Origin of the sequence: Desulfosporosinus sp. FKB (assembly GCF_002196705.1) — a bacterium.
GTDB lineage: Bacteria > Bacillota > Desulfitobacteriia > Desulfitobacteriales > Desulfitobacteriaceae > Desulfosporosinus.
Genome location: NZ_NADJ01000012.1, coordinates 1 through 13,110 on the forward strand (window position 1 = coordinate 1; position 13,110 = coordinate 13,110).

Here is a 13,110-nt window from a genome sequence, read left to right on the forward strand (position 1 = left end):
TTTTGGTAGATTTGTACGCAATCAAATTATACCAAAACCCTGTGTTCATGCGGAATTTTTATATCTGTTTGACCCAATTAAGCCGGAATTAGAGCTGATTTATTAGGTGCGAAACTTCAGTAATTAATTATGGATACAAATCACTTTCATATTATATTATTACAATCACTATAACTCAATCACTTCTTAACAAAAAAAACCCTGTTTTCACTTTTATCGTGATACAGAGGTTTTAATTGACAAGACTAAAGGTTTTAAATTTTCACCATGAAAAGGTCCTTCATTTAATGATGGGAGAAATTGAATTTTGTTCATGAAGGGTGTTAGCAACTAGTGGTGTGGTGAATTAGAATAAAGCATATAATCGTGGGAATAATCAACTGCTTAAAGTAAGGTTATATAATTTTTACCCCTAAAATTTGTACTATATCAACTGCTTGCAAGGCGTTTATCTTTGCCCCCTTGAGTTCACTGAACGTATCGGATAACGTAATACCCTCGATTATACAATCTGAAAGGTCAATTCCTTTTAGTGAAGTTTTAAAGAAATCTGCTCTCTGAAAATTAACCGCTTTGAGGTTAATCTTTTTGAACTTCACCTCCGAAAGAAATGCTTCTTGAAAGTTACAATCACTAATCGTACAGCTTTCCCATACTGATAATGTGCAATTTGCGTAACGGAATGAAGAATTAGATAACACTGCCTCTTTAAAAAGACTTTGGTTAAAATTGCTTCCACTGCCTTTACATTCTGATATTTTCGCTTTCTTCCAATAGCTATCTTCAAAAATGCAATTTGAAAAATCGGAATTCATAAAGGCTGCATCATAAAAGCTAGTACGTGAAAAATTGCAATTAATAAATTGACACTTAACAAACTGTACCGACTCAAATTCAATCCTTGAGATATCAACATTTGTAAGAACATCATTTACAAAACTTACATTCTTTATATAATTATCATCTAACCTTGCATCTGAAATCGATTTTTCTAACATAAAAATTGCCTCTTATATCTTAATATCCTTAATGATAAATACTAATTCCACCGATATCCTGTATTTCCTGCATAAATCATCAAAAACCTCCCCAATCATACGCCAAAACGCTCCGCCGTTAATATTCCAATCTGCCTACCTGCCCATTTCGAAAAGAACCTTCTTTTAGAAGTGGCGACTTATAAACTCAGTACTTATATATGCTAGTTCTTGGTTGCTAAAAGTTCATAACGATAAGTAGTTATATAGTCATTTCCAAAAGGATAGTTGATTTTGCATTCACTAGATAAATTATTAAGCACCTTAAAGATCTCCTCTCTATTGCTTTGGTTTGTTTCCATCCTGTCAAACCAGACTGGTAACTTGTACTGTGATTGAAGCGGCGATGCATGAACTATTGTCAGCGGCAAATCCTGCAATAACTGGTTCCATAATCGCGGTGAATAAGAATACTGATGAGAACTGTCTCTTAATAACTCAATACGATTAATTTCTTTCTCAGATTCATCGCCGTCAACAACTGAGCAATCAAGAATATATAACTTACCGCCATGCTTCAATACTCTGCACATTTCCTGAAGGGCACTTCGTACATCGGAAAAATGATGTACTGCAAATCTCGAGGCAACAATATCAAATTGGCAGTCGGAAATATTTAGGTTGTGTACATTTTCTGTCCTAAAAGTTATATTATTTATACCATTTTGAATTGAAGCTATTTTAGCTTCAGCTAACATCTCCGGGGTAATATCAATTGCAACCACTTTTTTTACAAATTTGGCCAAAGCGATCGCAGTATGACCTCCTCCTGTAGCAACATCCAATACATCGTCATCAAAATTAGGATCAATAAGTCTAATCATTCTATCCAAATCTTCCGGATTACCGTGGGTAGAACTCAATCGATATTCACATGCTCTTTGCCCAAAGTTTTTCTTAACCTCATTCGTATTATCCATATAACCTCCATTCCGCCGCTGACAATGACGGCATAAATAATGAAAAATATTTGTTAACTTACTCTCACTTGTGAGCAACCAAATAAATGCGATTAAACACAATTGGCACCATGCCATCTTCCCTAGCCTGCTCACTGAGAGATTCTCTAAAAAGCTCCCTGAACATCTCTACGTAATCCGACGATAACAGCACCTGATAATAATCCTGGTTTAAGTACCCATTTTCTGCTCCTGATTGATAAATCTGAAATGCTTTGTCTACACTGTAAAGAGTTTTTTCCTGCACAATCTGACAATGACTAACTCTAAAACCATTACGTTCAAACAGTCGTGCATAGTCCTCAGCGTTTTCCAAGAAAAGCCAAGGACTTCTATAGTCTGAAAACACTCCACTTGTTACTGGGTTGCTCAGAATCTTCCCCTCCGCTGCCACAAAGTTGGAACAAAAATTTCTGGTTGCAGGTGCCTGTATACCCATGCGACCACCTAACTTCAAGGCGTTAAAACATCGTTTTATAACAACATCAGGATCTCTAAACCATTGAAAAGCGGAATTAGAAAAAATTACGTCAAATTCAGAAATAAATTCAAAATCAGCAGCATCTCGCACAGCAAAAGTTACATTGCCAGATGCTGTTCCTCTTCGGCAGGCTCTCTCAATCATGCCCGGTGCTACATCGATTCCAAGCACTCGTCCCTTTGTCATCTTGGCTATCTTCATCGAAACATTGCCAGGCCCACAACCCACATCAAGAACATCCTCACCATTTTTAATAGATAATAAATCCAGTAGAACTTCGGAAGCTGACTTTTGTACGAGAGCTGTTTTTTCATAAACACTTGCTACTTTACTAAAATTAATTTTAGACATTTTATCCCCCCTAAGTAATATCAAATTATGAAACTTTGTTTACTGTAAGGAAACAAAGCAGACGAAAATAATGTATAAATTCTCTTTCCAAACAGTATCCCATACTCCTGCTTATCAGATTATCAGAGACTGAGAATCGAAATATAAGTTACCTTCTCCCCCTGCATCGGGAGTGCGCCATGTGGCACATCAGCATAAAAGTATAGCGAATCTCCTGCTTCAACGAAATATTCTTCATTTCCATATACATACTTCATTTTACCAGTTAGAACATAAATGAATTCTTGCCCCGGATGGTCATAGAGCTTAATCTCATGACTAGCTTGGTTATCTATGCTAACTAGTATTGGTTCAAATTTTTGCTGTGGAAAACCCTGCACGAGACTTTCCATCATTTGCCCGTCAACTGTACTGCTTGGCCTTTGCGCTTTCTGATTCCCCCGCACAATTTCAATGCGACGCGCTTCAGCAGCTCTAAAAAGCTCACTTAAGGAAACATCAAGGGCACGGGTTATTCTCATCAAAGTACTGAGTGGCGGCGACACCTTATTATTCTCGATTTTTGACAATAGACTTTTAGTAAAACCAGTGCGCTTTGCTAATTCGTCCAATGTCAACTGTTTTTCCAGCCGAACTTGTTTTAGTTGCTTGCTAATAATCAAATCTTCCATAACCGTCACTATCCTTAAAATGTCTCTAAATCAAGATTTGTATAACTATATCATTTGTTTACCTTGTGGAAACATTATATCCCCTCAGTCAACTCATTGTCAATAAATTATCACAAATAGGATAATTGACTAAGACTGTAATCACCACAAAATATTATAAACAACAGCAATTTAGGGAAGGTTTTAAACTTATCTATATACCGGTGTAAGCATTAGGCATGCTATGGTTAATCTCGATTGCTAATATTGTTATTCTATGCAGCTTCTTTGTAACTCAAAGATAAATTTTTAGGTTCGAAGTAAATTTTACTTTACTCTTTTCAAGTATTAATGGGGTTTATAGTTCTGCCTTTCTAGTTCTTGGAGAAAACGACACAGCTCAGCACCGATTTTATCACCGGCTTCACTCTGAAAAACGACATGTCCCCCTGTAGGATAAGTTTTTAAGACCTTCAGTCCGGCAATTCTAGAATTTAGATAATTAGCGCTCTTTGGCTTAACTGTGTCATCGTCAAGGGTTTGAATGATCATTGAAGTACATTTAATGTTTGCTAAGAGTGATTTAGTTTTATGAAGTAAAATTACAAATTGGATTAAAGCTGGAAGAGGGGGTACATTGGCACTTGAACTTAGATATTTTCTAACATAAAATCTAAAATCACATCTTAAATTGAGAATTACTCGTTTCATATTCCCATAAAATATCGGCGTATTGATTAGCACCAAAGCTTGGATCTTATGTACTTGGCAAAGTTGAATCCCAAGCAAGCCACCCATTGAAAATCCGATAACTACTACATTATTGCAACGCTTTTCTAAATCAGCATAGGAAGCCAAGACAGATTGAATCCAATCAGTGTATTTAGTTCTGGCTAGATCCCTGCGAGTTGATTCATGTCCTGCAAGCAGAGGTACCGCAGTTGGTAGCCCACATTCATCGAGTTTAGTAACAAGAGAATCAATCTCACGGCGGCTTCCTGCAAAACCGTGAATTAGCAAGCATCCTATATTATGTTTCATCATTACGAGCAAGCTCCTCAAAGCGTTTTTTTATATGGTCAAATTCAAAGGAAGCACAAATTCGCCTTTCCTGGCTGTCGAGGATTCGATAATGCTGGGAGATTAGGTTTTTTTGTATCTTATAGCCAAAAGAAGTTTCAATCTCTTCCCACCATACTTTACCGCCAAGAGTTTTAGGATAGTCCCGTTCGGTGCTGTCAAAGGCAAGCGCCATAATTACTTCATTGGGCTGGCCGCCAAACAATATAGATAGAATTTCACTCTTTGCAAAAATCGCGCAGAGTGTTACTGCACCCATCCAACCGAGTGTCGACCTGCCTTTTTCAATCTGTACGAGCGTTTTTTTAGACATACCAAGTACTTCTGCCATTTTATCCTGTGAATAATCAAACTCTGTACGAACTAATTTTAGTTTTTGGTCCAGTTTTATTACAAATTCATCTTTTGTCATCTAAACAACTCCCATATGATGTAATATTACACTATATGGGAGTTGTGGTCAATGATTAATGTATCCCCTTGATTCCCTTACCCCCTACCATCGCAGTCTTTTGAACTGAAGCAACTGTTTGAAGCCTGATCCTACAAACCGACTTCGAAGGACCTACCCTTCATTTCGGATACAGCACCGTGCTCTTCGAGCACGTTCTTGGGGCATCTCCAACTCCACACCACGCATGAAAGTTTCACGTCACAACCCCGCCCAGGCAAAAATAAACGCCCTCCCTATGTCAATCAACATAAAGAGAGCTGATTTATATTATTAGGCCACAAATTACCACATTAATTTCCGCAAATCGCATATCACCTAATTTCACAGTCACAGCCCCCGTTACACTATGACCTCATTTTATAACGCTTTTAAGCCTTTATTTGGTTCAATGCTGAATATTTACAAACCATAAAACCAGCGCCACAGGCTGGTTTAGAGTGTCTGTTTTCTTAAACAAACCACGGTCTCCACGTGCGTTGATGTTACTTTATTGTATGTATACTTGTTATAGGTTTCTAGAAGTAATTTTTAAAGGAAAAATGCTACTAAATGTATTAATATTGATCTTGGAAAGGTAAAAACTCCTTACCTCCAAGAAAAGTAGTGGAAATACTTGATTTTCCGAATAGCCGGTATAATACTTTTCAAACACGCTCTAGTAAATCTTCAACTCCCTGTGCAAATCATGCATCATCTTCCCAAGCGGCTTAGTTCTCATACGCTTTTTTGAAATTTCAGGACCAAAAATAATCTTTTTGATTTCTAAATCAGTCAGTTTAACTAGTGCAAGCACCTTTTTTAACTCTTCTTTCTTTGTGCTATTGTACATCTGTTCCTTTTCAATTAATTCTAAAACCTCAATGCCATGAATTTGATAGGCTTTATCAATTTTCATTCCATTTATATTATTTTCCAAGTCCCCTTTTCTTTTTATAATTACCTCAATATCTTCTAAAGCTATTCTTCTATAAGAAAATGAAATGTCTTTCTCCCAGTTATTTGGTTTTTAACCCCGCTCTAACAGGTGGGGGATTTTTAATCTACTTTTTAGTCTTCACATTGCATAGTTTAAGTTGAGGTAATTTTGTCGGACTAATTCTACTTTCATTCTGTACTTCCTGTGTTGCCTTAAGTTACCCTGTTTATCGTAAAATTCCGGGAAGGACCCAGATCCCTAGCGAGTGAGCAGCGAACACAGTATTAAACCTCTTCTCGGATAAAGGCTTCCTGTTCCAATTTGACTTTGTTTAAAGCAATATATTTGATTGTATCATAGCATTCTTTGAGCTCAGGCTGTTTGAGTAATAGCAAAATTTTGTTAGCATATTTCTCATCAATATCGATAAGAAAATTTCTATTATTTTTAAGATCTACTATCCCCATGTTATAAGGAATTAGATCGGCTATAATATTCTTTTTTAGACGGGCAAATATTTTAAATCCTCCCAAATCCATATCTCCCCAATGATAAAATCTGACCGAACTCTTATTACATACAGAAAATAACTTTTCAAAAAACAAACCCTTCACCGGACTATAAAATCCTCCATGTAGAATTACCAAATCATCTGATCCCTTATGGTTTAAGATATAATCCAAATAGTTTGCCTTGTTTTCAATAAAAAGCACCCTAGTAATATTCTCTCCAATAATTAAGTTACAGTTTCTGATGTCAAACGAATTAATTGTTGCTCCGAATTTAAGCGGGGAGTAATCTACCTTTCCCGTATTAAAGCAAACAGTTAAATTACCGCAAAACTCCACCACCTCAGGGGCTTTGATAATACCAACTTTCCTAAGAACTTCTTCATCGCTAAGTTCATTATCAGGATCGTCAATATAATTCTTCCGTATAATCGTGACAACACGCTTTTTAATGTATTTCTCAAATCGTTTAGAATCGCCGAAACAACGCACTGAGAAAACCCGTTCTAAAACTTCGTTTTCATCTATTGAATCAATCTGCTTAATTGCGTAAAGAACATCTCGGGCTAATTCATTATTATCAGGCAACGCAACAGTGATCGATCGTTTCTTTTCAATAATGGCGCATATATTATTAAATAATTCTTCAATCCATTTATGTTTCACGTCGCTTGAATTTTCTCTAATATAATTAACTATTGCTTCGACTTTATCTAACTTTGGTTGGCGGCCAGCAATCATATAAGCATTATTAACTTTTTCTGGCAATAACCAAACCTGGGAAATTATATTACCGATTTCGTATTTCAGCCATTCAAAGTCAACTATATCATCTTTTTTAAGCTCTTCTATTGCTTTATTAAATGACTCCTTCTCTTCACTGTTTTCGATGTTATATGAACGCAGGTCTGAGCGGCCATTATCATAAAGCTTGATCATAATACGGCGTGCCCCCTCTTTATATGCCTTACTTCTTTCGTATTTGTCAATTAGAGCATCTAAAATTTGCTTCTTGCTACTCATCATCAACAATACCTTCCAATTGCTTCGGATCAAAGGCCTTTACAAATGAACGTTTATCTTTCCTTAGTACACATAAATTCCGGTCAACCAGTGTCGCAATATCACCAATTTTTTCTGGGGGTGCGGACAAAATAACTTGAAAATTAAATTTACGCAATAAACGAATACTCTCACTAATACGTTCTCCGTCCATTTTAAAAATGCTTCGTCGAAGATTATTAATCTAATTGTCCCAGAATCGTTACCCTTAGTAAACGATGCTCAATCTGCCCTAAACAGCCGAAAAGCCCAGCATTGCTGGACTTTTTATGTTCATTGATTGTATCAATTATTGAGTACCTAGTTGTCTAATAACTCAATCTTTGATACAAATTAACGATGCACCCACTCTTTTTTCAAAAGGGGTGCATTTTGAAGAAGGTGCAAATATGGGAATTATCAGTAAATGTTCAAGCTATTTTTAATATTTTCCTTCCTATTCATATTAAGCAATAAGAAACATCTAGTATTTCAATCTTTTAACTCTAAATATACTGCTGCCATGTCCAATTTTGCTTTTCCATTCATTCTAGCAGTATAGAAAGTATCATTTGCAGTTTCTGCAAGTGGTAGTTTTGTACTCATCTGATCTGCTGCTGTTTTTACAAGTCCCAAATCCTTAGACATAAGTTCTAGCATAAATGCCGATGGGAACTCCTCTGTTGCATAGGACTCTTTTTTAGCTTGGAAGAGACCACTATTTAATGCAGATTTTGAAATAAGTTCTATAATCTGAGCTTTACCTAAGCCTAACTTCTCTCCAAAAACAATAGCTTCTCCAAATCCTTGCATCATTATACCCAGCAGCATATTAATTGTTAATTTGGCTGATGTTCCCATACCAGTAGAGCCAAAATAAATGGTCTCTTTACCTAACACATTAAAGAAAGGCTGACAAAGATTTACTGTTTCTTTTGGGCCTCCGGCTAAAATTAACAATTGACTCATGATTGCAGCACCTACGGAACCTGAAACTGGAGCATCAATATACTCACCGCCTTTTTCCATTACTAATTTCGCAAATGCGGATGATTCTTGTGGCGAAATTGTACTCATATCAACTACTACTTTTCCTTGTGTAATTGCCCCAAGTACACCATTTTCCTGTGTTAATACAGATTGTATTGCATTCGCATCTGATAACATTATGAAATTAATATCTGATTGCTCTACTACTTCTTTTGGTGAATTTGCTTTCTTTGCTCCTAATTCTACTAAAGTAATTGTTCTATCCTCCGAACGATTATAGACAATTACTTTGTAACCCGCTTTTAAAAGATTAGTCGCCATAGGTGTTCCCATGTGTCCTAATCCAATCCAACCTAATGTTTGCATTTATAGGCCACCTTTCAAACATTTTATAACCGCTAATTTTCCCTCTATCCTGTTAAATATTTTTGGTTAATAAATGAAAGCCCACCACCTCTTGTTAAGTGATGGGCTTTTTCTACATTTTCTTAAAATGAATTATTTCGTTGCAGCTTTCGCCAATCCTTCGATCCACTCTTGATGAGCATTAATCATTGGGTTTGGTTTTTGCACTGCCATATCTTTAGCTGGTTTTCCAATTTGCGATTCTTGTGTAAGGATTCGCACTCTTCCTCCAGAAAGGTTTTCGAATAACCATGCATGATGAACATTTAACTTTTTATCTTCTGAACCTTCACACCATCCATGCCATGCTACACGAGCCGGTTCTCCATTTGCTGGAGGCACATATTCTGTCACTTCTGCTTCTACAATTAAACCAAAGGTAGTAAAACGAAAACGAGCTCCTTCAAATAATTCAGGCCCTGGTCCATTGTAGAAATGTAGGTCAGATGCATTGCTGTAGTATTTGGGCCATTCTGAAGTGTTACTAATATATGGCCATATTTGCTCTGCAGTTAGACCTGCTATAATAATTTCATTTGATGCATAGTGATCTGTTGTTCCTGGTAAATAACCCTCTGGCCAGTAAATATAATTCACTAATTTTTCCTCCCTGATTTTGTTTACATGTTAGTTTTTGACTACACCGATATAATAATTTATATCAGATAATTATACAAGTACTTACTTTTTTATCATGTACTATCATTTTTTATAGTGTCGAACTCATTAGCATCTGCAATTCTCCAATCCACATCTTCCTGACTGGTAAATATTTTTCCCTTTGCATTTTTTTCAACCTACTGATATATTGATATCAACACTACAATTAGATGTGTACTCTCCTTTTTATAGTATACAGTTATTTTCAATAGTTTAAGTATTAACTGGAGGTTAATATGGCAAATGTACAAAGCAACTATGGTTGTGCACTTGAACTAACCGTAGATTTAATCGGTGGAAAGTGGAAATTAATCATACTTTGGCATCTTCTTAATGGTTCTAAACGCTTTAATGAATTAGATAAATTAATGCCGACAATTACTCAAAAAATGCTAACAATACAACTAAGAGAGTTAGAAGAAAAAGGATTGGTTCATCGAAAAGTTTATCCTGTTGTTCCGCCAAAAGTAGAATATTCGCTTACAGAATATGGACGTAGTCTAGATAATATATTAAACAATCTGTATACTTGGTCTAATACTTATGCAAATAACCATAACATACATATATCTTGCGAAGATAAATAGTAAAATTTACTAACTCTCAATTCATCAGATCAGACTCAGTCAATAGGCCCTCCTTTTGGGAAAGCGGGAGGATTGGTATTTAATGACCACTGCGGATAAGGTACATGAGGGCTTGTGGTACGTTAGTTAAACATTCAAGGATAAAAGCGTAACCTTGGCAGAGGAAAGTTCAGGGATTATTACCGCCAATATTATCGGCCTTTGAGGTGGAATTGATAATAGGCTAATCCTGACGTTCCACCACTTCAACCCGGCACGGCACATATCTGTGCAGCGGCGTAGCCACAAATTTATCACGGTGGGTGTTCTTAGTCAAGCGGTTAACATTAACTCCGTATATTTCCCCATTGTATTCCAAACCAAAGCCATGCGGTATTATAACCTGTCCCGGCCTGGCATCATCGGTGATTTCAACCTCAATCTCAGCACTTCCTGCTTCAGTCGTAATCAGCGCCATTGAGCCATCGCTCAATCCAAGTTTTTCCCCATCCAGTGGATTCAATGCCAAGGTACAGGCTCTCTTCCCTTCATTCCAAGCTGGATTTCGCATTATTGTATTAGCGTTTGTAGATGTGTGCCTTCCTGCCATTAAAATCATGGGGTATCGATCATCAGCTTGCAGAGCGACAGCTTCCTTTTCAGGAGTTACCTCCAGCATCCATTCAGCCATTTCCGGAATCCATAGGTTAATCTTGCCGTCCTCTGTCTTTAAAAACTTGAAATTTTCTTCAGGGTTGATTTGTCCAAGCCAAATTCCTTCTGGGTGATCTAGTAGGGCTTGGAAGATCTCTTCACCCATAAACGGACCTTTTTTAAAACCTGCTCGGACAGCGTTTTCACGGCTTTCTTTGGGCATTCTCTGTAACAATCCCCACAAAGTGGCTAGATTAGTGGAACCCAAGGCTGGACCTAACGTTTTACCTAAAATGAAGGGTATCAAGTCTGTTGACTGCGGGTTGGCCTGCAGGTATTGCATGAGCTCTAACCCATATTCCAGCCTGTTTCCAGCTTTCTCGTAGAGAGCAACGGGCAATTCGGGTATGATCCCCAGAGCATCGGCTATCCGCAGATGAATTTCGGATGCCTCCAGGGCCTCTCCTTCTTGCCTAATGAGCGGACGTCTCATCTGGAAAAATACACCGGGCAGCGTCCATGTAAAGAAAGAGCTGTCCCATGATTCAAAAACAGACCGTGATGGCAAAACATAGTGAGAAATAGCCGCCGTTTCGGTCATGGCCAATTCACAGGTCACTAACAAATCAAGCCGCTGGAATGCTTCTTCGTATGCACTAGTATCAGCATACGAACGAAGAGGATTGGATTGGAAGCATAGCACAGCACGAATGCGCTCTGGGTGATCTGATATGATTTCCTCGGGCAGTACATTAGGTGGGAAATACCCCAAAATACTGGGGAATCCGGTTGTAACTGTTTTCCAATTACTATCTTTGCGTTCATCGCTATGGGCTCCCATTGGCATAAAATGGCCTGGTATTAGGTTTGTGCCGGGTAACCCAATCTGTCCGCAAATCCCCTGCAAAACCATAACCAGGCAGGAGACCAAGGTGCTATGTCGGTTCATCAACACCCCCAAGTCAGTGTGTACTCCAGTTTTTCGAGTAGCCATCAAGTAGGCAAAATCTTTTACCTGCTGGTAATCCAGTTCGCATATTTTTAGGGCCGCCTCTATGTCAAAACTGATAAAAATCGGCTTAATTTGCTCAAAACCACTAACATGCTCGTCAAGATAAGCCTGGTTTTGCCAACCTTCTTGAATAATCATTGCAATGATAGCTTGGAGGAGCAGTGCGTCGGTTCCCGGGCGTACTGCAAGATGGATATCGGCAATCCTTGCTGTTTCTGATTTGCGCGGGTCAATAACTGCCAAAATCTTGTTGGGATTTTTGGAAAACTCCCGTAACACCTGAGGCGCTCTGGGCATCTGATGGCTAACCATTCCGTTCCAGCCAATCGATACCAGCATTTCGGCATGCTCCTCATCTGGCACCGTGCCCAGATACTGACGACCCAAGCAACGACCCTGAGCCCAGTGATATCCTGTCAGTTCCTGGGCAAGGGCACCATAATGATAACGTGAACCCAGCGCCCGTAGCAAACGAACACCGAAAGCAGCTTCAAAATGGGAGGATTGCCCACCACCTCCCATATAGGCTATGGAACGCGGGCTATGTTCAGTTTGGATCTCACTTAGTTTGGCTGCAATTTCTGAAATTGCTTGATCCCATGATATTCGTACAAATTCACCATTTAATTTTTTTAAAGGATATTTCAGGCGTTGGTCATGGTGCTGGTAATAAGCCAAATTCATGCCTTTACGGCAAATATAACCCTGGCTTTTGGGGTTGCTTTTATCACCTCGCACCTGAATAATATGGTTGTTTTCAATTAATAATTCCACACCACAATTCTGAGCACATAGCGCACATCCTGACTTAAACCATTCTTTCATACTCAAATCCCCCTCTTTTTTAATAAAACAACTCCTCAATACATCCGAAAGCTAGACGCAATACGGTGTTATTCAGGAAAATCTAAGGCCCAGTGCTTGGAGGAGCAGTACATCAAACTTAATCCGAAGCAATTAAATTGAAGTTTATAAAAGATTCTGGTTGTTTGTTAAGGGGCCGTCCTCAGTATTCCAGACATTTATATCAAAATTCCCTACGAGACCTTGATCCAAAAGGAAAACTCATACTAGGCAACGTTTTTTACTCATTGAGGCCATTGCAGCCACTTATGAGAAACAGGCTGTTGAGGATAGCGTGATCCTTCCTGAGGAAAAATACCCGTTAACCTTCAAGAATGTGTATTGAGAACGTTCGTTCTAGTTTCAATAAAAAAAATTCATTTGTTTTCTCTACTAAGTCATTCATAGATATCTTTTTATAGCCTTATTTTCAAATAATTCCATGGCTTTCTATAGAACAACACTTTCTTCAAATTCCTTGCTACGTCCCAATATTTTCCTC

The 13,110-nt window shown here is 37.9% G+C and carries 13 protein-coding genes; 1 reads left to right on the forward strand and 12 read right to left on the reverse strand.

All coding sequences use genetic code 11. The annotated features are described in order from the left end of the window. Positions 1-395: 395 nt before the first annotated feature. The 11 genes from B5Y67_RS02690 to B5Y67_RS02740 all read right to left on the reverse strand — a co-directional run bounded on the left by B5Y67_RS02690 (position 396) and on the right by B5Y67_RS02740 (position 9,470). The gene (locus tag B5Y67_RS02690) at positions 396-998 is read right to left on the reverse strand and encodes a pentapeptide repeat-containing protein (RefSeq protein ID WP_088225030.1); all 603 of its coding nucleotides are present in this window, start codon (positions 996-998) and stop codon (positions 396-398) included. A 203-nt stretch (positions 999-1,201) separates the two neighbouring features. Continuing rightward, on the reverse strand, positions 1,202-1,957 hold the full coding sequence (locus B5Y67_RS02695) for a methyltransferase domain-containing protein (protein ID WP_088225031.1): 756 nt from the start codon (positions 1,955-1,957) through the stop codon (positions 1,202-1,204). Between the two features lie 64 nt (positions 1,958-2,021). After that, a complete protein-coding gene (locus B5Y67_RS02700) occupies positions 2,022-2,828 on the reverse strand; it encodes a class I SAM-dependent methyltransferase (RefSeq protein ID WP_088225032.1) in 807 nt (268 codons plus the stop codon). A 122-nt stretch (positions 2,829-2,950) separates the two neighbouring features. Continuing rightward, entirely contained in the window at positions 2,951-3,499 is a 549-nt protein-coding gene (locus B5Y67_RS02705) for an XRE family transcriptional regulator (RefSeq protein ID WP_088225033.1), read from the reverse strand. Positions 3,500-3,826: 327 nt separating this feature from the next. Further along, a complete protein-coding gene (locus tag B5Y67_RS02710; protein WP_088225034.1) occupies positions 3,827-4,522 on the reverse strand; it encodes an alpha/beta fold hydrolase in 696 nt (231 codons plus the stop codon). Next, the gene (locus B5Y67_RS02715) at positions 4,509-4,970 is read right to left on the reverse strand and encodes a helix-turn-helix domain-containing protein (RefSeq protein WP_088225035.1); all 462 of its coding nucleotides are present in this window, start codon (positions 4,968-4,970) and stop codon (positions 4,509-4,511) included. Before B5Y67_RS02715 ends, B5Y67_RS02710 begins: the two co-directional genes overlap by 14 nt. A gap of 697 nt (positions 4,971-5,667) precedes the next feature. Then, positions 5,668-5,928, reverse strand: coding sequence for a hypothetical protein (locus B5Y67_RS02720; RefSeq protein ID WP_088225036.1), 261 nt, complete (start codon positions 5,926-5,928; stop codon positions 5,668-5,670). A gap of 284 nt (positions 5,929-6,212) precedes the next feature. Beyond that, positions 6,213-7,463 carry a Wadjet anti-phage system protein JetD domain-containing protein gene (locus B5Y67_RS02725; protein ID WP_088225037.1) on the reverse strand — a complete coding sequence of 417 codons (1,251 nt, stop codon included), beginning with the start codon at positions 7,461-7,463 and terminating at the stop codon, positions 6,213-6,215. Beyond that, entirely contained in the window at positions 7,453-7,653 is a 201-nt protein-coding gene (locus B5Y67_RS02730) for a hypothetical protein (RefSeq protein ID WP_088225038.1), read from the reverse strand. The genes B5Y67_RS02725 and B5Y67_RS02730 overlap by 11 nt, the downstream gene beginning before the upstream one ends. A gap of 317 nt (positions 7,654-7,970) precedes the next feature. After that, positions 7,971-8,834, reverse strand: a complete 864-nt coding sequence (locus B5Y67_RS02735; protein WP_088225039.1) for an NAD(P)-dependent oxidoreductase — start codon at positions 8,832-8,834, stop codon at positions 7,971-7,973. Between the two features lie 132 nt (positions 8,835-8,966). After that, positions 8,967-9,470: a polyketide cyclase gene (locus B5Y67_RS02740; RefSeq protein WP_088225040.1), complete on the reverse strand. Its 504-nt coding sequence runs from the start codon at positions 9,468-9,470 to the stop codon at positions 8,967-8,969. A 299-nt stretch (positions 9,471-9,769) separates the two neighbouring features. Between B5Y67_RS02740 and B5Y67_RS02745 the strand changes: the two genes are divergently transcribed. Continuing rightward, positions 9,770-10,120, forward strand: a complete 351-nt coding sequence (locus B5Y67_RS02745) for a helix-turn-helix domain-containing protein (RefSeq protein ID WP_088225041.1) — start codon at positions 9,770-9,772, stop codon at positions 10,118-10,120. Between the two features lie 223 nt (positions 10,121-10,343). Here the strand turns inward: B5Y67_RS02745 and B5Y67_RS02750 are convergent, their stop codons facing one another. Further along, a complete protein-coding gene (locus B5Y67_RS02750) occupies positions 10,344-12,590 on the reverse strand; it encodes a molybdopterin-dependent oxidoreductase (RefSeq protein WP_088225042.1) in 2,247 nt (748 codons plus the stop codon). Between the last annotated feature and the right edge of the window lie 520 nt (positions 12,591-13,110).